This is a genomic window from Paenibacillus sp. FSL R10-2748 (genome assembly GCF_038005565.1).
Classification (GTDB): Bacteria; Bacillota; Bacilli; order Paenibacillales; family Paenibacillaceae; genus Paenibacillus; species Paenibacillus polymyxa_B.
Genome location: NZ_JBBOTK010000001.1, coordinates 287,229 through 306,494 on the forward strand (window position 1 = coordinate 287,229; position 19,266 = coordinate 306,494).

At 45.3% G+C, this 19,266-nt stretch carries 18 protein-coding genes; all 18 read right to left on the reverse strand.

Translation table 11 applies throughout. The features are described from left to right. Positions 1 to 271: 271 nt before the first annotated feature. Positions 272 to 4,588, reverse strand: coding sequence for a PolC-type DNA polymerase III (locus NSS66_RS01300; RefSeq protein WP_068940658.1), 4,317 nt, complete (start codon positions 4,586 to 4,588; stop codon positions 272 to 274). 202 nt (positions 4,589 to 4,790) lie between these two features. Further along, positions 4,791 to 6,239, reverse strand: coding sequence for a proline--tRNA ligase (proS, locus tag NSS66_RS01305; RefSeq protein WP_013309924.1), 1,449 nt, complete (start codon positions 6,237 to 6,239; stop codon positions 4,791 to 4,793). Positions 6,240 to 6,290: 51 nt separating this feature from the next. Beyond that, entirely contained in the window at positions 6,291 to 7,562 is a 1,272-nt protein-coding gene (rseP, locus tag NSS66_RS01310; RefSeq protein ID WP_023988213.1) for an RIP metalloprotease RseP, read from the reverse strand. Between the two features lie 107 nt (positions 7,563 to 7,669). Further along, on the reverse strand, positions 7,670 to 8,809 hold the full coding sequence (locus NSS66_RS01315; protein WP_023988212.1) for a 1-deoxy-D-xylulose-5-phosphate reductoisomerase: 1,140 nt from the start codon (positions 8,807 to 8,809) through the stop codon (positions 7,670 to 7,672). Between the two features lie 145 nt (positions 8,810 to 8,954). After that, complete coding sequence (locus NSS66_RS01320) at positions 8,955 to 9,746, reverse strand: phosphatidate cytidylyltransferase (RefSeq protein WP_053325265.1); 792 nt, start codon at positions 9,744 to 9,746, stop codon at positions 8,955 to 8,957. A gap of 17 nt (positions 9,747 to 9,763) precedes the next feature. Further along, positions 9,764 to 10,531 carry an isoprenyl transferase gene (locus NSS66_RS01325; RefSeq protein WP_023988210.1) on the reverse strand — a complete coding sequence of 256 codons (768 nt, stop codon included), beginning with the start codon at positions 10,529 to 10,531 and terminating at the stop codon, positions 9,764 to 9,766. A gap of 84 nt (positions 10,532 to 10,615) precedes the next feature. After that, complete coding sequence (gene frr / locus NSS66_RS01330) at positions 10,616 to 11,170, reverse strand: ribosome recycling factor (RefSeq protein ID WP_023988209.1); 555 nt, start codon at positions 11,168 to 11,170, stop codon at positions 10,616 to 10,618. Further along, positions 11,170 to 11,898, reverse strand: coding sequence for a UMP kinase (gene pyrH / locus NSS66_RS01335; protein WP_013309918.1), 729 nt, complete (start codon positions 11,896 to 11,898; stop codon positions 11,170 to 11,172). Before pyrH ends, frr begins: the two co-directional genes overlap by 1 nt. Before the next feature lie 121 nt (positions 11,899 to 12,019). Continuing rightward, a complete protein-coding gene (gene tsf, locus NSS66_RS01340) occupies positions 12,020 to 12,670 on the reverse strand; it encodes a translation elongation factor Ts (protein ID WP_013309917.1) in 651 nt (216 codons plus the stop codon). 131 nt (positions 12,671 to 12,801) lie between these two features. Further along, positions 12,802 to 13,500 carry a 30S ribosomal protein S2 gene (gene rpsB, locus NSS66_RS01345; RefSeq protein WP_013309916.1) on the reverse strand — a complete coding sequence of 233 codons (699 nt, stop codon included), beginning with the start codon at positions 13,498 to 13,500 and terminating at the stop codon, positions 12,802 to 12,804. A gap of 253 nt (positions 13,501 to 13,753) precedes the next feature. Beyond that, positions 13,754 to 14,401, reverse strand: a complete 648-nt coding sequence (locus NSS66_RS01350) for an endolytic transglycosylase MltG (protein WP_053325264.1) — start codon at positions 14,399 to 14,401, stop codon at positions 13,754 to 13,756. Continuing rightward, the gene (locus NSS66_RS01355) at positions 14,398 to 15,030 is read right to left on the reverse strand and encodes a hypothetical protein (RefSeq protein ID WP_053325263.1); all 633 of its coding nucleotides are present in this window, start codon (positions 15,028 to 15,030) and stop codon (positions 14,398 to 14,400) included. The genes NSS66_RS01350 and NSS66_RS01355 overlap by 4 nt, the downstream gene beginning before the upstream one ends. A gap of 41 nt (positions 15,031 to 15,071) precedes the next feature. Next, complete coding sequence (locus NSS66_RS01360) at positions 15,072 to 15,392, reverse strand: hypothetical protein (RefSeq protein WP_023988206.1); 321 nt, start codon at positions 15,390 to 15,392, stop codon at positions 15,072 to 15,074. Positions 15,393 to 15,473: 81 nt separating this feature from the next. Continuing rightward, a complete protein-coding gene (locus NSS66_RS01365) occupies positions 15,474 to 16,883 on the reverse strand; it encodes a DUF342 domain-containing protein (protein ID WP_023988205.1) in 1,410 nt (469 codons plus the stop codon). A 44-nt stretch (positions 16,884 to 16,927) separates the two neighbouring features. Continuing rightward, a complete protein-coding gene (locus NSS66_RS01370; protein WP_013309911.1) occupies positions 16,928 to 17,716 on the reverse strand; it encodes a FliA/WhiG family RNA polymerase sigma factor in 789 nt (262 codons plus the stop codon). A gap of 14 nt (positions 17,717 to 17,730) precedes the next feature. Continuing rightward, complete coding sequence (locus tag NSS66_RS01375) at positions 17,731 to 18,144, reverse strand: hypothetical protein (RefSeq protein ID WP_013309910.1); 414 nt, start codon at positions 18,142 to 18,144, stop codon at positions 17,731 to 17,733. A 2-nt stretch (positions 18,145 to 18,146) separates the two neighbouring features. Beyond that, positions 18,147 to 18,644 carry a chemotaxis protein CheD gene (locus tag NSS66_RS01380; protein WP_010346358.1) on the reverse strand — a complete coding sequence of 166 codons (498 nt, stop codon included), beginning with the start codon at positions 18,642 to 18,644 and terminating at the stop codon, positions 18,147 to 18,149. After that, complete coding sequence (locus NSS66_RS01385; protein WP_023988204.1) at positions 18,637 to 19,263, reverse strand: chemotaxis protein CheC; 627 nt, start codon at positions 19,261 to 19,263, stop codon at positions 18,637 to 18,639. Before NSS66_RS01385 ends, NSS66_RS01380 begins: the two co-directional genes overlap by 8 nt. Positions 19,264 to 19,266: the final 3 nt, after the last annotated feature.

Consider the following 19,266-nt stretch of genomic DNA (forward strand, 5'->3'; position numbering starts at 1 on the left):
AAGACGCCCTATTGCCATGGACAATGCTTCTCCATCACCGGCATTTTCATTTTCATTTGATGTAATGTTCATTTCGGGCTCACTGCAAATAAACCGGCGTACCGGTTTCGTGCCCAAAAATAACCTTTTCACGTTGTAACTGTATATCAAACAGTAAAGAGTGGGTTTCCCCACTCTTTTAGCAACGGTTTTATCTCCATGATTACCAAAAAAATTATAACATAACCATAGTTATGTGACAAGTGCCAGAGCTTGACTACTGTAGTTCGGATTAAAACAGAGACAGCTGATTACTCTCTGGCAGACCTCGAAAGCATCCCAACTGGGATAGCATTTCGACAATGGTTTTACTTGCCTTCGATTTTTGTTGAAAATCCTCGACAGACAAAAATTCACCCTGTTCACGGGAGGCTGCGATGTTACGTGCTGCATTGTCTCCAATTCCCTGAAGAGCTCCGAATGGCGGAATGAGTGAATCTCCATCGACCTTGAAGCGTGTAGCTTCGGAACGGTACAAATCAATGGATTTAAAACTAAACCCGCGAGCCGTCATTTCCAGAGCCATTTCTAGGATCGGAAGCATCCCTTTTTCTTTGGGCGGTGCCTGAAAGCCGAGCTGCTCGATTTCGACAATCTTCCGCGCGATTGCATCATATCCCTGACAGCACAGCTCAATATCAAAATCGGCTGCACGTACTGAAAAGTAAGTCGCATAATATTCAATCGGATGATACAGCTTAAAGTACGCTGTGCGCACTGCTGAAATAACATAGGCTGCAGCATGCGCCTTCGGAAACATGTACTGGATTTTCAGACAGGAATCAATGTACCACTGTGGCACCTTGCATTTTTTCATTTCCTCAATCCATTCGGCACTAAGCCCCTTACCTTTACGTACGCTCTCCGTAATTTTAAAGGCCAGACCTGCGTCCATCCCTGCCTTGTAAATCAGAAACAACATGATATCATCACGGCAACCAATTACAGTCTTGATGTTGCAGGTATTATTCTTAATCAGTTCCTGTGCGTTCCCCAGCCATACGCCCGTGCCGTGAGACAGTCCGGATATTTGCAGTAAATCAGCAAAAGAACTTGGCTGCGACTCTACTAGCATTTGGCGTACAAACTTCGTCCCCATCTCTGGTACACCATAGGTTGCTACAGGCGTGCGGATTTGCTGGGGTGTTACACCGAGCGCCTCCGTGGAGTTGAACATGCTCATCACCTTAGGATCATTCATTGGAATGGTCGTAGGATCGACACCGGTCAAATCCTGAAGCATCCTCATCATGGTCGGATCATCATGACCCAGAATATCGAGTTTGAGTAAATTCGCATCAAAAGCGTGATAATCAAAATGCGTTGTTTTCCATTCTGAGCTTGTATCATCGGCGGGATACTGTACCGGCGTAATATCCTCGACCTCAATATAATCGGGAACAACGACAATTCCGCCTGGATGTTGCCCGGTACTGCGTTTGACCCCTGTACAGCCCGAAGCCAGCCTGTTCAGCTCAGCCCCACGCCATTTTTTATGATGCGCCTCTTCATATTTCTTTGCAAAGCCAAAGGCTGTTTTCTCGGCAACTGTACCTATGGTTCCAGCACGAAATACACTTTTCTCACCAAACAATACTTTCGTATAGTTATGTGCGACAGGCTGATATTCGCCAGAGAAGTTCAAGTCAATATCGGGAACTTTATCTCCCTTAAACCCAAGAAACGTTTCAAACGGAATATCCTGTCCCTCACCCTTCAATTTGCCACCACAGTTCGGACAGTTTTTGTCTGGCAAGTCAAATCCGCTCGGCACACTACCGTCCAAAATCCATTCGCTATGTCTGCATTCAGGATTACCACAAATATAATGTGCAGGCAGTGGATTAACCTCGGAAATTCCGAGAAAGGTAGCGACCACAGAAGATCCAACAGACCCCCGTGAACCTACCAGATATCCATCCTTATTAGACTTTTTAACCAGACGCTCGGAAATGAGATAATTGGCAGAGAAACCGTATTTAATAATCGGCTCGAGTTCTTTTTCAAGGCGGGCTACAACCACCTCGGGCAATTCCTCACCATAGATGGATTTAGCCGTCTCGTAGCAAGTGTTGCGGATTTCCTCGTCCGCCCCATCCAGCAAAGGTGTAAACAGCTTGTCAGGGAACAGCTCCAGCTCCTCAAACCGATCCGCCAGCTCAATGGTATTCTTCACAACGACTTCATAGGCTTTCTCCTCGCCCAAAAACTCGAATTCTGCCAGCATTTCGTCTGTGGTGCGTAAATGCGCATCTGGCTTACGAATATCTTTTAGCGGGCTAAATCCCGTAATGCCGTGTATCGTAATATCACGGTACAGCTTATCGCGAGTTTCCAAATAGTGAACATTACCTGTGGCAATTACGGGCTTATCAAGTCGCCGACCAATTTCGCATACTTTGCGTATCGCCGTTTTCAGAGCATCAGGCCCACTTACCAATTGCTTTTCCACTAGATGCATATACATTGTCAAAGGCTGAATCTCCAACACATCATAAAACTGTGCAATTTCCTCGGCCTCTTCCTCGGACTTGTTCAATACAGCCTCGAAGAACTCTCCTTTTTCGCAGCCAGAAATAATAAGCAATCCGTCTCTCATTTCTGACAATTTTGATTTAGGAATACAAGGCACACGCTTGAAATATTCGGTATGAGACATCGAAACCAGCTTGTACAGATTTTTTTTACCAATCGGGTTGAGGGCATAAATACAGCAGTGAAAAGGACGAACGGTCGATAAATCCTTACCCACATAATCATTCAGACGATCGAGCATTTTTAAACCCTTAATTTGTTCCGCATCATTCAGCAAGCCATTCAGCACTTCAGTCAGTGCGACTGTATCGTCAATGGCCCGGTGATGGCTTTCGAGCGCCACTTTATATTTGGTCGTCAGCGTATTCAGACGGTGGTTTTTCATCGTTGGAAACAGTAAACGAGCCAGTTCGAGCGTATCCAGTACCGGATTGGTCATTTCAGGCAAGCCCATATTTCGAAGGGTGGCCTGGATAAAGCCGACATCAAATCGCGCATTATGGGCAACCAATACAGCATCGCCAGCAAAAGCTACAAACTCCTTCATAACAGGTTCTACATCCGGCGCATCCTTGACCATTTCATCGTTAATGTTGGTCAGTTGTTGGATATTGTAGGGTATACGCTCATGCGGATTGACAAAGGTAGCATAACGATCAACTTCTTTGCCATCATGCATTTTTACAGCCGCAATCTCAATAATTTTATTCTGTGTAACCGATAAACCGGTGGTTTCAATATCAAAAACGACATAAGTCGCTGTTTTCAAATTTAATGGTTGTGCCTGCATTACAACCTCAACGGCATCATTAACCACGTTAGCCTCAATACCGTAGATCATTTTAATTCCGTTTTTCTTCGCTGCTTTTGCTGCATCAGGATAGCATTGCACACCACCGTGATCGGTGACCGCAATCGCTTTGTGCCCCCATTTGGCGGCTGTTTTGACGTATTGATCAATCGAGGCGACAGCATCCATTGCACTCATCTTTGTGTGTAGATGGAACTCAACCCGTTTTTCCTCTGCCTTATCCTTACGTGTGGGTGGAGCCTGTACTTCAACTAGATCGGAAGGAATCATAACCAGCTCGGGAATTTGCATAAAACGATCATATTCAACTCGCCCCCGCACTTTGACCCATTTCCCGTTAGCCAACAAACTGAGGATCTTCAGATCTTCTTTAGTTTTAGCAAACATTTTCATTTGCAGGGAATCACTAAAGTCGGTCAAATAATACGTAAACAACGTACTGCCATTGCGCAATTCTTTACTATCCAAACCGAAGATTGTCCCTTGTAAGGTGACTTTCTTTTCTTCGTCCTGAATATCTTGCATCGGAACAGCCGGTTCTTTGATGTCATAACCAAATTGAAGCCGTACGTCTCCTTCTTCTTCGTCCAAAGGCGGCATTTCGGATTCCATACTTTCCATCATCTGCTGAATAACTTCGCGTTCTTCCTGCATCTTCTTCTCTTGGAATTGCTGTAATGCCTCCTGGTTACTTTCACCCACCTGGACTTTAATGCGCATAGAGAGCCCGAAATATTTATTGTAAAATTTGATGATAGCTTGATCTATCTGCTTTTTACGCGCCAGTTCCAATGACATACTGTCGCTCATCGTTAGCAATAATAGACCGTCTTCCCACTCATGCACAGCCCGATTCAACCAACCGTTAACAGAAGGAATCTCACGATGTACCCACTCTAGAAAAAGTTTCCAGTATTCACTAATGATATCACCCGGCTGAATCTGCTCACTATACTGAAAACGGAACGTAATTTTTGCGATGTGACTCATTTTTTCCTGTACTTGAATACAGAACGTACGATACACCTGAGCGGGGACCAGTGTCTCCTTGGCAATAGTGATATTCCAATCCTTATTGGTACGGCTAATCTCCACTTGATCAATCCAACCGTCCAAAAAATAAGGTTCAACCACTCCCGTCGGCATCACAACCTGCTTCATCAGCAGTTCCAGCCGCTTTCTCTTTTCTTCAGCTCCGCCCATGGCTCTCCCCCCAATTTCAAATCTACCATTCTGAAAACATGAAAAGCTTCTGCGTCAAAAACATCTCCGACCGCAAAAGCTTTTCGTAACCCTCTTTAATCCTCCTCACAACGACATAGATCCTTCGGAACATTGTCCGGTAACAGCTACCCTGTCGGCGAAGAGAATGAAGTGAGTATAGTGGTATTGCCCTACTTCTATATTAGTACGCCCGTGCGAACACTACTGTATGCTTGGCAGGTTTGCCACAGCACAAACATGTGGACTTTTGCTCGGTTGTTTTAAACGGTATATTACGGCTTGTAGCACCTGTCACTTCTTTAACTTTGTCTTCACATTCTTCAGATCCGCACCAACCTGCCAAAGTAAAACCGCGTTTTTCCTCCATGAGAGTCTTCATTTCGTCCAACGTATCGACAGAATAGAAATTTTCTTCCATGAAATTTTTCGCACGATCAAACATCTCCTGCTGTACCTGTGCGAGCATCGCGTGTACTTCCTCAACCAGATTATCCTGCTGCACGATTTTTTTCTCACCGCTGATACGGGATACGAGCACACAGACGCCGTTTTCCATATCACGAGGCCCGATTTCCATACGAACCGGCACACCGCGCATTTCATATTCATTAAATTTCCAGCCTGGGCTTACATCACTGCGGTCGTCCATTTTAACACGCACTCCCGCTTGTTTCAACTCAGCAAATAGTTCATCTGCACGAGCGATAACGGCATCACGCTTCTTAGGTGGTCCAATTGGAACCATAATAACCTGCGTAGGCGCAACTTTAGGAGGTAATGCCAGACCACGGTCATCTCCATGGACCATAATCAGTGCGCCGATCAAACGTGTACTTGTTCCCCATGAAGTCGTATGCGCGAATTCCAGGTTGTTTTCACGGCTCAAATATTTAATGTCAAATGCAACAGCAAAATTAGTTCCCATATAGTGGGAAGTCCCAGCTTGTACCGCCCGTCCATCCTTCATCATCGCTTCCAGTGAAAATGTATCCTTCGCACCTGCAAACTTTTCAGAAGGTGTTTTCTGTCCAGTAATAACTGGAATAGCTAGAACTTCCTCAATAACCTCACGGTATACTTCCAGCATTTTCATCGTTTCTTCACGTGCTTCTTCTTCTGTTTCATGGGCCGTGTGACCTTCTTGCCACAAAAATTCACTTGTGCGCAAGAAAGGCAGTGTGCGTTTTTCCCAACGCACTACGTTAGCCCATTGGTTAATAAGCACCGGCAGATCACGATAGGATTGAATCCATTTAGAGTACATATGACCTATCATGGTTTCCGAAGTCGGACGTATTGCAAGACGCTCTTCCAGCTTTTCTCCACCAGCCTCGGTTACCCAAGGTAGTTCAGGATTAAACCCTTCAACATGCTCTTTTTCCTTTTGAAAAAAGCTTTCGGGAATGAACATTGGGAAATAGGCATTACGGTGGCCTGTTTCTCTGAAACGCACGTCCATGGCTTCCTTGATATGCTCCCAAATTTCAAAACCATCGGGGCGGAATACAATACATCCGCGAACAGGGGAATAATCCATCAGTTCTGCTTTTTTAATAACATCAATATACCATCGGGAAAAATCTTCGCTCTGCGGCGTAATTTCCTCGACAAACTGTTTATCATTCGACATAGAAATGCATGTCCTCCCATATAGACCGTTTTTATATAAGTCCGTCTCTAATTAACCATTAATTAAGCGTAAAATATCGTTATACGTGACCGCAATCATAAGCAGGAATAGCATAGCAAAACCAACGAAATGGACCATTCCTTCCCTGCTCGGATCAACGGGACGTCCTCTTACCGCCTCCACACCAAGGAAAACAAGTCTGCTTCCATCCAGCGCCGGAATAGGCAATAAATTAAATATCCCCAGATAAAGACTCATTATAGCAGTCCAATATGTCAACTGCTCAATCCCCTGCTTGGCAATTTGCCCCGTCACTTCAAAAGTACGTACCGGGCCTCCCAGGTCGTTGATAGAAAAACGTTGAATGAGCTGGCTAAATCCTTGGAAAATAATATCGGTCGTTCTGACCATGGATTGTCCGGCAAATTTGAACGTTTCACCCACACCTGCTTGGCGTTTTGGAAGTTCAGGCACAATGCCCACCTTGCCACCCTTTTGTCCTTCCATTGCACGAGGTGTAATAGTAAGATCAAAGGTCTTATTATCACGGCGAACCGTCCACTTCATCGGCTTGTCTTGAGAATCCGCAATCAGTTTGATCATGTTTTCAACATTTGCACCAATGGCTATTCCATTCACCGATTCGATGATATCTCCCTTATGCAAATCAGCTTCAGCAGCGGGCATACCTGCTGTAATTTCACTAATTTGGACATAGGTCGGGTTGTCCACTTGTATGCCGACCATCTGAATATGAAGACCAAACAGAATAAAGGCAAGTATAAAATTCATCAGTGGTCCAGCAAAAATAGCCATCGCACGCTGTCCTACTGTTTTACTCCCATACTGCCGATCCTTTGGTGCAATCTGAATGGATTGTCCTTTGGTTACCATCATCGCTTGCGGGTGTACTGTGTATTGCTGATCTTCGCCATCTACATCCAATTTTAAAGTTAACGACTGTTCCAGATCAATATCCAACACTTCGCCGCGTACCACATTCTTGCGATTATCCAGTTGATCTAGATAGATGGTTTTAACGACGTCATCCGTTACGCGTACAGCAATCGTTTGTCCGGTCTCAATTTCATTGATCTCCGGATCCTCTCCCGCCATGCGGGCAAAGCCACCAAACGGCAACAAACGCAGCGTAAATCGCGTCTCGTTTCTTTTATAAGAAAACAGTTTCGGACCGAAACCGATCGCAAACTCCCGTACCAGAATCCCGGCGCGCTTGGCAAAATAATAATGCCCCCATTCATGCACCGTCACTATGACGAAAAACATGAGCACCGTCATCAACACTATTTGAATCGTTTCCAATCGTTTCCGTTCCCCTTTCAATGAGATCGAGTTTGTCTTCCTAGATTATCATTATTCTCCAATCCCGCACAAGAGAATCACATTTCGTTTCTTAACCCAGCATTAGCCTACAACCCCGCAGCTATGCTACGAGTCTCTCCGTCACAGGCTTCAATCGCAGAAAGATCAGGATTAGCCACATTGACATGCCGCTCCAGCACACGTTCAATAATAGCTTCAATATGCAGAAAAGAAATTTCTCCACGCAGGAAACGGGCAACAGCAATCTCATTAGCTGCATTAAAGGCGGTCGGTGCTGTACCACCCATTTTACCACATTCGAAGGCAAGCCTTAAACAAGGAAAACGATTATAATCCATTTCCTTAAAATGGAGTCTACCCACTTCAGCCAGTGACAACGGCTTCGCCGGGGACTTCATACGCTCAGGGTAAGTCAACGCATATTGAATGGGTACTCTCATGTCCGGATTCCCAAGTTGAGCAACAATGCTTGTATCCTGAAACTCAACATAGGAATGAATAATGCTTTCCGGATGAAGCAACACATGAATCTGCTCATAATCAAGTCCGAATAGCCAATGCGCCTCAATGACTTCCAGCCCCTTGTTTACCATCGTTGCTGAATCAATCGTAATTTTGGCCCCCATTGACCAATTGGGATGCTTGAGTGCATCTTCCACTGTAACTTCAAGCAACTGTTCTCTTGTCAAATCTCGAAAAGAACCCCCTGATGCTGTGAGGGTAATATGTGCCACATCTTTCATACGCTCACCATTCAAGCATTGGAAAATAGCTGAATGCTCACTGTCAATCGGCAGCAACGGCACTCCTTTCGCCCGAGCCCGCGCTGTGACCAGATGACCAGCAGTAACCAGTGTTTCCTTATTGGCCAAACCGATCTGTTTTCCAGCCTCAATCGCGGCCAGCGTGGAGTGCAATCCGACACTGCCCATTACAGCCGTCACAACCATATCCGCCTCTGTGTTCGCAGCAAGCTCAACGAGTCCTTCATTTCCCCAATACAGTTCCATTCCAGAAGGCAGTAAAGGACGAATTTCATCCGCCAACTGCCGAGTACCCACAGACACTTTTTTGGGTTTATAGAGATGCGCCTGCTCAGCAAGTAACTTTATATTAGAACCACCTGCTAAAGCCTCAACAGTAAACTGATCCGGGTGCATGGACACTACATCCAGCGTTTGAGTTCCAATAGATCCGGTTGAACCAAGTACCGTAATTCTTTTCATGATGCACCTTCCTATCCTGAAAATCACTTTTAGCCAGGAGCTCATTGTTTGTTATTCAGGCAGCTATGCTACTGGTTCCATCCTTTTAGTAGCGCAGAGTGACAGCATAGAGATTAAGCCTGAGCATAAACTGTAATCAACAGACTCATGGAAGCAGCATCAGCATATGTACAAATGGAAAAACGACAATCCAGCTGTCGCAGCGGTCTAGTATACCACCGTGCCCTGGCAGCAGATTACCGGAATCTTTAATGCCGTACACTCGTTTGTATGCAGATTGTACCAAATCGCCCAGTTGTCCCACAACTGCACATGACAAACCGATGCCGATGGCTTTGCCCCATGGCAGCAGTCCACCTGACAATCCAGCGAATACTAGAGCTATAACCAACGCTAAAACAATGCCGCCAATGGATCCTTCGACCGTTTTGTTTGGACTAATCGCAGGCCATAGTTTTGTCTTCCCTGCCATTTTGCCTACAAAATATGCCCCTGCATCACTTGCCCAAATACAAGCCAACAATAAAAAAGTCCATAACAGTCCATGTTCCATATGACGTGATTCCGCTATATACGAAAATCCAAACCCTATATAAACGGTACCAAGGAATAGTATAGCTACCGTTTGAATCGGGATTTTATTTTTCGTTCCTACCGTGATGATCATAAAAGCTATCATTACCAGCCAAAGCATACTGGCAATGGGTAAGGGTGAGTGCAAACCAAAAGGTTCATATGGAAATACAAAAGCAAATATGCTTACGTATCCAAGTATTGCTGTACCTCCAAAAGGAGATACCTGCGTCATTCGTGCGAACTCATAAAATCCGATTAGGGCCATCGCCAATATAAGCAAATGGTAGGCCAAGCCGCCCCACAGGACCATCGCCAAAAAGAATATGCCTGCCAGAATACCGGTAATTAATCTCTGTCTCAACGGCTTTCATCCTCCATTTACTTCAGTCCGCCATACCGCCGTGTTCTTTGCTGATATTCGATCACTGCTTCGTATAAGTGTTCTTTCTTAAACTCAGGCCAATAAATATCAGTAAACCACAACTCACTGTAGGCAAGCTGCCAGAGCATAAAATTACTAAGTCTAAGCTCACCGCTTGTTCGAATCAGTAAATCAGGGTCTGGCATACCACTAGAAAGCAACGTATTACCGATCAGCTCAGATGTTATATCTTCTGTTTTAAGCTTCCCATCCGCAATTTGACGGCCCAATGTTTGCATGCATTCTGTGATTTCCAACCGACTTCCATAATTCAATGCAAAATTAAGAACAAGTCCGGTATTATTTTCAGTTCGTCGAGTCGCTTCAGTCAGCGCCTCAACGGTATGGGAAGGTAAATGTTCCTTGTTTCCCATCATACGCACCTGCACATTTTTTTCAATCAGCTCATCCAGCTCAATAGCCAGAAATTCCTGCGGTAAGCGCATTAGAAAATCAACTTCGTCCTTTGGACGCGTCCAATTTTCAGTTGAAAATGCAAACAAAGTCAAATACTTAATACCCAGTTCATCCGCCGCAATTGCTGTGCGTTTCACTGCCTTCATTCCATTTTGGTGCCCTACAATCCGCGGCATTCCAATCCGTTTGGCCCATCTGCCGTTCCCATCCATGATGACAGCAACATGCTGCGGAATATTGTCTTTTGAAATGGCCGGTGTTTGCTGTTTTTGTTCCCCGTTCCACCAAGACCGAACCCGTTTGATCATTCCAGTTCCTCCAGCATTCTCTGAAAATGTGCCTCAGGCTTGAAAAGAGACAAACCCCACCGTAAGGGAGGGGCTGCCAATCTTTTAAACTTCCATAATTTCTTTTTCTTTTGCAGCTAAAACTTTATCCACTTCAGCAATAAATTTATCAGTTGTTTTCTGGATATCTTCCTGATATTTACGAGATTCGTCCTCGGAAATATCACTTTTCTCCATTTTTTTGATGTCATCATTTGCATCACGACGAATGTTACGAATAGCGACCTTCGCTTCTTCACCGTTCTTTTTCGTCAACTTCACCAAGTCAGTTCTGCGCTCCTCCGTCAAAGCAGGAATGCTCAGACGAATGGTGTTGCCATCATTCGAAGGTGTCAAACCTAAATCGGATTTTTGTATAGCGCGCTCGATATCGGCCAAGGAAGATTTGTCCCAAGGCTGAATCATCAAGGTCCGGCTGTCAGGTGTATTGACATTCGCCAGCTGGTTGACTGGAGTCATTGCACCATAATACTCTACCTGCACACGGTCCAGTAAAGCTGGTGTCGCCCGTCCTGCACGCAAAGATGCAAGATCACGTTGCAATGCTTGGATTGCTTTTTGCATGCGCTCCTCAGCACTCTTTTTCACAGATTGTGGCATTAATTTACACTCCCTTTGACGATCGTACCAATTTTCTCACCCAGCACGACACGTTTAATGTTACCTTGCTCTGTAATAGCAAAGACAATCAACGGAATATTGTTATCCATGCACAACGAGGAAGCAGTAGAATCCATGACACCGAGATTTTTGTTGAGCACATCCAAATACGTAAGCTGCTCATATTTCTCAGCTGTGCTATCTTTAAACGGATCAGCAGAATATACGCCATCCACTTTATTTTTAGCCATCAGAATCACTTCCGCTTCAATCTCAGCGGCACGCAGTGCAGCTGTAGTATCAGTCGAGAAGAACGGATTACCTGTACCTGCTGCAAAAATTACAACCCGACCTTTTTCCAAATGACGGATAGCTCTACGGCGGATGTATGGTTCTGCAATCTGTTGCATCGCAATGGATGTTTGTACACGCGTAGGTACTTCAATCTGTTCCAAAGCATCCTGTAAGGCCAGTGAGTTCATCACTGTTGCCAGCATACCCATGTAATCTGCCGTGGCCCGGTCAATTCCGTTGGCACTTCCAGCAATACCACGCCAGATGTTACCGCCACCACACACGATAGCAACTTCTACTCCCAGTTCCACCACATCTTTGACTTGTTCAGCAATGGACGCAATCGTATCCGCATCAATACCGTAACCGTTAGGGCCTGACAGCGATTCACCACTAACTTTCAGGACAACACGCTTAAACACAGGTTTTTCCAAATGATCACCCTCCAATATCATTTATACTTTATGTAACAGGATAGGTGTCCTGTTGCAAGAAAAGGAACACTGATGTGTTCCATTTCCGTTTTTTTCATATGCAATTACCGTTCGTTGGTAATTATTGTTTCACTTGAGACATAACTTCTTCGTAGAAGTTGTCTTCTTTTTTCTCCAGACCTTCACCCAGTTCAAAACGAACAAAGCGACGCAGGGAGATGTTTTCGCCAATTGTACTGATTTTTTCGTTGATAAGCGTGGAGATTGTTTTGTCCGGATCTTTGATGAAAGATTGCTCCAGCAAACAGAACTCTTCATAGAACTTACCAATGCGGCCTTCAACCATTTTCTCAACGATTTTCTCTGGTTTACCTTCGTTCAGAGCTTGTGCTTTCAGGATTTCTTTTTCTTTTTCGATTTCTTCCTGTGGCACTTCTTCACGACGAACATAACGAGGGTTCGATGCAGCGATATGCATTGCAATGTCGCGTACAAAATCTCTGAACTGGTCTGTTTTAGCTACGAAGTCTGTTTCGCAGTTTACTTCTACCAGTACGCCGATACGGCCGCCAGCATGAATGTAGGATTCAACAACACCTTCAGTAGCAATACGACCTGCTTTGTTGGCTGCAGCTGCAAGTCCTTTTTCGCGCAGAACTTCAACCGCTTTTGTCAAATCACCGTTTGCTTCTTCAAGCGCTTTTTTACAATCCAGCATTCCTGCGCCTGTTTTTTCACGAAGCTCTTTTACTGCGCTAGCATTAACTGCCATATTATTTCCCTCCAAATTTGATTTTCAGTGGTATACCGTGCTTTATTCCTTAAAAAAAGGGTAGTGAGAGGTTATACACCTGCCAACCACCCTTTTCATTTAATTCATATAGGTATTTCCTAATGGAAATATTATGCTGTAGTTTCTTCGCCTTGGTTTGCTTCCATAACTGCATCAGCCATTTTACCTGTCAGCAATTTAACAGCGCGGATTGCGTCGTCATTACCTGGGATAACATAGTCGATTTCGTCTGGATCGCAGTTTGTATCAACGATACCAACGATTGGGATACCCAATTTGCGAGCTTCAGCAACCGCGATACGTTCTTTACGTGGATCAATGATGAACAGAGCACTTGGAAGGCCCTTCATGTTTTTGATACCGCCCAAGAATTTTTCAAGACGATCTTTTTCTTTGCGAAGAATGATAACTTCTTTTTTAGGAAGAACTGCGAATGTACCGTCTTCTTCCCAAGCTTCCAGTTGTTTCAAACGGTCAATACGTTTTTGAATCGTTTGGAAGTTAGTCAGCGTACCACCCAACCAACGTTGGTTAATGTAGAATTGACCAGCGCGTGCTGCTTCTTCCTTAACGGAATCTTGTGCTTGTTTCTTCGTGCCTACGAACAGAATTGTACCATTCTCAGCTGCAATGCTTTTTACGAAGTTGTAAGCTTCCTCAACCTTTTTCACTGTCTTTTGCAAGTCAATGATGTAAATACCGTTTCTTTCAGTGAAGATATAACGATCCATTTTCGGGTTCCAGCGACGTGTTTGGTGACCAAAGTGAACCCCAGCTTCCAAAAGCTGTTTCATGGAGATTACTGCCATCTTCACGCACCTCCTAAGTTTGGTTTTTTGTGTGTCCTCCGCCGACATCATTTTTCATAAAGACTTTCCATTAGAAAGCACCCTTTATAAAATTAACCGACGTGCGTTTTTAACACCGTCAATTAATATACCATAACACTTGCATCGTTGCAACCAACTTTTCGACAATAGTTGGAACAACGCAAAATGTGACGTTTTACGCCTCTCATCGAACTTGTCAGCAAGAATAAAAGCCGCCCACTTCCCAGTCTGGTCAGTTGGACGGCTTTTTCGTAATTTTAGTAATGATAGAACTGAAATCCTCACCCTTAGCAAACTGATAGGTACCAGTACGAATTTTGGTATTGATTTTTTGAGCCTTAGCTGCTGCCTCAAATGCACTAGCATCAGATACGACCCCTGCCCGTTGCAATCCTGATGCCACACTTCTCAAATTGCTTCCCGATGCAATGCTATACTGCACTTGTGGGGTGGCAGGCTGCTTGGGGATATTGGGAGTCGGTGTAGTGCCGGATCTTTGAGTTTGCGGCTTATTCGGACTTTGTGGAACCGATGTGCTAGTCGAAGGTTTAGACGCAGTCGAGGATGTGCTGTTTGCAGGTGCCTTTGGTGTTGCCGGCGTTTGAGCTGGTTTAGCCTTTTGGGGTGCAACCGGATTTTTGTTGCCTTCCTTAATCACCTTATTACGCCATTCCTCTTCTGTCATCTTCGGATCAGAACTGTCATTAATCTGAAGATTTAATTCGGCTGCTGCCTTTTCTAACTGCTCTCGCGTCATGTTTTTCGGGTCTATTGAAGATTGCTGCGATTGTCCCTGACCGATCATTGCCAGTTGCAACAGCAATGCCCCCGTTATCAGACCAGTACCCATGCCTAGCATAAATGAACGGTTTTTGATCACGTTACATCCTCCCGCTCCGCGAGTTGCAATATGAGCTGTACTTCACCTCGTTGAATGCCTGATTGCTTGGCTATATAGTCCACTGACTTGCCTTGCTCATGCAGCGCAAACAACTCTTGATAACGATCACGGATGGAATCTGCTTCCTGCTCAGTTTCAGGGTCTTGTAATACCGTCTGCTCCTCCATAGTTATGAGGGGAGCTTCTGAACCAGAGTAGCCTTCCTGCACAGACATTCCAGGTTGCGGACTTTGAAATTGACCATATGCAACCGCTGCCTGATGAGAAGTAGCTGTATGTTGTATTTCCTTAGATACAGGCTCGGTTTGCATAGAGACAGTAGCAAACATAGCCTGGTGCTCAAGCTCCACGATACGGCTCCGAAGCTCAGCTACTTGCTCCTGTAATGCCGCCTGTTTAACTGTATGCTCCTGCTTCATACCCGAAACGAGCTCAATCAACTCGTCATTATCGTTTTCAATATCGGCCATATATTGCTCCAATGTGGCCTCGACCTTTTGGACGACGGCCTCTTCTGTTCCCCGGCTTGGCTGACGCTTAGGCAGAAGCCAGGCGTAGACAACAGCTGCGGCGCCCAGCAGAACAATATAAATCCATGGTTGATCCACTGCCCATCGTCTCCTTTAATAACGCTTCTCCACCTGTCGGATCAGAGCGAAAAATCAATATGGTGTCCCTTGAACGGATGCTCTGCCGGATGCTCCTTAGGTAGCTCAGACTCATCTGAGCGAGAGCGGCTCTGCTGGGAAGAATCTCTGCTCTGCCCTCCTGTTTGCCGCTCACCGACGAATGTTTCCGCAGACTGGTCTACGGCACTGCTTCGCTGACGCATGTTTTCCGTCTCCAACGCGGCCTTTTGTCCAAGCAATGCTTGATCATTCATCGGCCGCTGCTGGGACTCACTTTGGTATTTTCCTGCTTCGCTGGTGCGAGGTACGGCAATTTGCAATTCAACAGCCTTCAAGCTCATTGGACCACACCCTTTCCGATTGGGCATCCGTTCTGTCTTCCAAGGAATACAATGTTGAATGTTGTTTTTCAGTGTGCCGAATTACACGTAGGAGGACATGCTGATGTCTCCTTCGTGATAATAAAACGCCATTCTTTCCACTGAATCTTTAATGAATTTTGTATATCTGCCGATAACTATTTTAGAGCCACCGTAAATTACATTTTTCACTTCTACCCGTGCGCGGCTTGTATCCTCTAATGTTCGTTCAATTTCAAGCATTCTGGACTTGGTTTCCAAAAGCTCCTGTTCATTAGACTTTTTAGTAGATGTCAGCTTGATTCGCATAGCCATTCTTTCAGGTGCAAGCTGTCCGGCGGCGGCAAGCTGATCCAATATGGTAAGAGCCTTATTCGTTTTATCCTGACTGTCTGTCTGCTGCTTCAAACGTGCGCGGAGTTCTGTCAGTTCATCGCGCAGTTCGGGAAGCACACCAACTTCGATAACAGTAGCTGTGGACATCGTATTACCGATGGTACGAGCCACTACCTTTTTACCAGCTTGTACACTGCCACCTACGATAAGCCCTTTGGTCCCCTCACAGAGTACATTTACACTCGCTTTAATCTGGGAATGCATGATGCTCTGGGATACAAGTATATCGCCTCCGGCAATCACGTTACCATCTTGTATGAATGAGCATTTGACATTTTGTGCAGCTTTCACGAACCCCTTATGGTATCCGATAATACCGCCACTGATTTCCACTGAACCTTCCGCCTCAATTTCAGCGCCTTCCACACCACCGATGACACGAATGTCGCCAGCCGCCCGAACACGAAAACCAGTCAAGACATTCCCACGAATGACGACGGTTCCAACAAAATCAATGTTACCGACACTATAATCGACGTCCCCGTTCACTTCATATACAGGGAATACATTAAGTTTGCCCTTTTCAGTCGTAGTCACCAGTCCGTCAATAGCCGCATACATCGCAACACCTTCTGGATGGATCACTACATTTTTTCCGACTTTAAAACGCGCCTCTTTACCTGGAAGAAAAGGAATTTCCTCTCCGGTTACAGCAATCCCCGGTACACCCGGCACAGGATCAACCCGTTCGGCAATCAGTTGACCACGTTTTACATTTCTTAAACGAGTTAATTCTTTATAATCCACCCGTCCATCCACGGTTTCAAGCGGCTTATGTGCATCTTCGCCAGTCACAATATCAGCCAGATTAATTTTTCCGTCTGTGCCATGGATCGGCTGCTTTCCCTGAGCAATCAGTAATTTTCCGAAGAAATGATCTTCCGGACTTGCCGCAAATACACGAATTGCATCGGTCATTAAACCGTAGGATATTTTTTGGTTGCTTAGAAAACGCTCTAATTCTTCCACAGAACAGGCAAAGCCTTCTTCACGTTTGGCAAACTCCAAGTAGGCGGTTTGTTTGTCAGGTGAGACAACCACTTTTAAAAACTGGTCCAAAGCATATTGCTTCTCCACAAGGGTGCTCCTTCCGTCTAACTGTTACTGTAACCTCCCGTACGTTAATCTTTACGCATTAGCAAATCCCGTTGTTTGTCCAATGTCGCTCTCAGACGTAATATTGCTTTGGAATGCAACTGTGAAATTCGCGATGGAGATAGCGACATGACCTCAGCGATTTCACTGAGTGACAAATCCTCGTAATACAATAAAGAAACAACGATACGTTCTTTTTCAGTCAATTTATCAATGCCTTGTGCAAGGGCATCACGAAGTGTAAATTCATTGACCTTATGATCCGGATTTTTCGCCTTCTCGTCCACCAAAAGGGAAAGCCGTGTTTCCGATTCCTCTTCGCGGATCGGGTCCTCCAGTGAGACAATCGACATAACGGCGACCTCCTGGATCATATTTTGAAACTCTTTCTCAGAAACGTCCAAATAATGACTCATCTCTTCGTCGCTTACCGTGCGTAGATATCTTTGTTCCAAATGCTGGTAGGCATCCTCGATTTTTTTCGCTTTTTCCCTAACTGAACGAGGAACCCAATCCCCTTGACGAAGACCATCCAAAATCGCTCCACGAACACGCCAAGAAGCATAGGTCTCAAACTGCAAGCCACGCTCATAGTCAAATTTCTCTAAAGCGTCAATCAAACCCATAACGCCATTACTCGCCAGGTCATCCTTGGATACATTTTTAGGCAATCCTACTGCAAGACGGCCTGACACATATTCCACAATATGGAGATACTTTTCAATTAACTGTTTTTTTGCTTCCTTGTCACCGTGTTCTTTCCATTGTTCCCATAGTTCGGAATGGTTTAAATGAGCGGCTTTTCGCTCGTTCATCGGCTTCACCCTCCTTATTTGTCTGTCAGGTGACGAACGGCCTTGGCCAATTCTTCAGGGTCCTTGTTGGAAACCAGCTTAGGTGGGTTTAAAGGTGCGAAACCATTATTCCCCTCGTCCGTCTGCTCTGGTTTCGGTTTCAGCAATTCATTCAGGTCTTCATTTTCGTCTGGTGTCGTCAGGTCCAGGTTACCCCCTACGCCATCTACCTGAGAGCTTGCCCGGCTTTGGGCATTCCCCAGATCTGGCCGCGCCACAACACCTAGTGTCCAGCGCAGCACAAATGCAAGTAGGAACCAAAAAACGAAGGCGATCAAGCCACGAATTAAGCTCGTGGTCAGCAGATTGCTGCCAACGGACAACACAAAAGTCAGAATAAATCCGACTACTCCAGACCAAAGATTAATGCGTAAGCTGCCAAATAACATGTTTATAATTCCTTTACACCTTTTTGTACGCTTCGAATATTCAAAACGCCAGTTTCAGAGTCCAACTCAATCGTTCGTCCATAATTGCCACCTGTGTCCTCCGCAATCAAAGGAATGCCGAGATCTACGAGCATTTCCTTGCATGATTCTACATTACGTGGACCAATCCGCATGGTGTCTCCACTACCAGCAAAGGCGAACATCTGCGCTCCCCCTGCCATTTTGGCAATCAGTCTGCGTCGTTCAGCACCCAATTTCAGCATCCGCTCAAATAACTCGGGCAGCGCCGTATCGGCGTATTTAGCAATATTCAGTTGCCCTTCACGTGCAATATCCGAGGATGGTAGCATCACATGTGCCATACCTGCCAATTTCAAATGAGGATCGTAGAGAGTCAATCCGACGCAGGAGCCAAGTCCTGTCGTGCGAATCGAGTTCGGGTTACTGGTAACATTTAAGTCAGCCATACCGACTTTAATGATGCTTTTATCCTCAATCATCGTTCATCGGGACTCCTAACGACCTAAAGATTTTCCCGAACGATTCTGGATCAGGAATCAGGAAAAATTGACCCTCTATCTGATTCTGCCCTTCCAGAAACGATGTGTCAATCAATAATGCAGCATCCCCCATCTGCCCAAACTGCAGCAGTCCATAGCTGAGAATTGCTCCTGCCATGTCCAACGCCAGCGCAGGGACTGTTGGATACATAGATAAACGCGTAAAGTCTGCCAGCGAAGACAGGTATGAGCCTGCTAAAATGTTTCCGATCTCCGACAGGGCTGAGTGCTCCATTTCGTTAAAACTGTCCTCGTCATCTGAAGGAATATTCGCCAAACGGGAAAGTAAGCTTTTTGCCGCCTGAGGCTGCAATATGAAGAATAGATTCCCGGGGGCTTCCCCTTCTACCCTAAAAAATATTGCAACAACAAGTTGCTCATAGCCGCCGACTTTCTCGGCAATTTCCTCAAAGGGCAGCATTTGTACTTTGGGGACACCCATATCGACCGGTTTATTGAGAAGCCGGGAGAGCGCTGTAGCAGCGTTCCCCGAGCCAATGTTGCCGACTTCTTTCAACACATCCAACTTGAAGTCTTCAAGATTTCCGAGATTTTCCATATG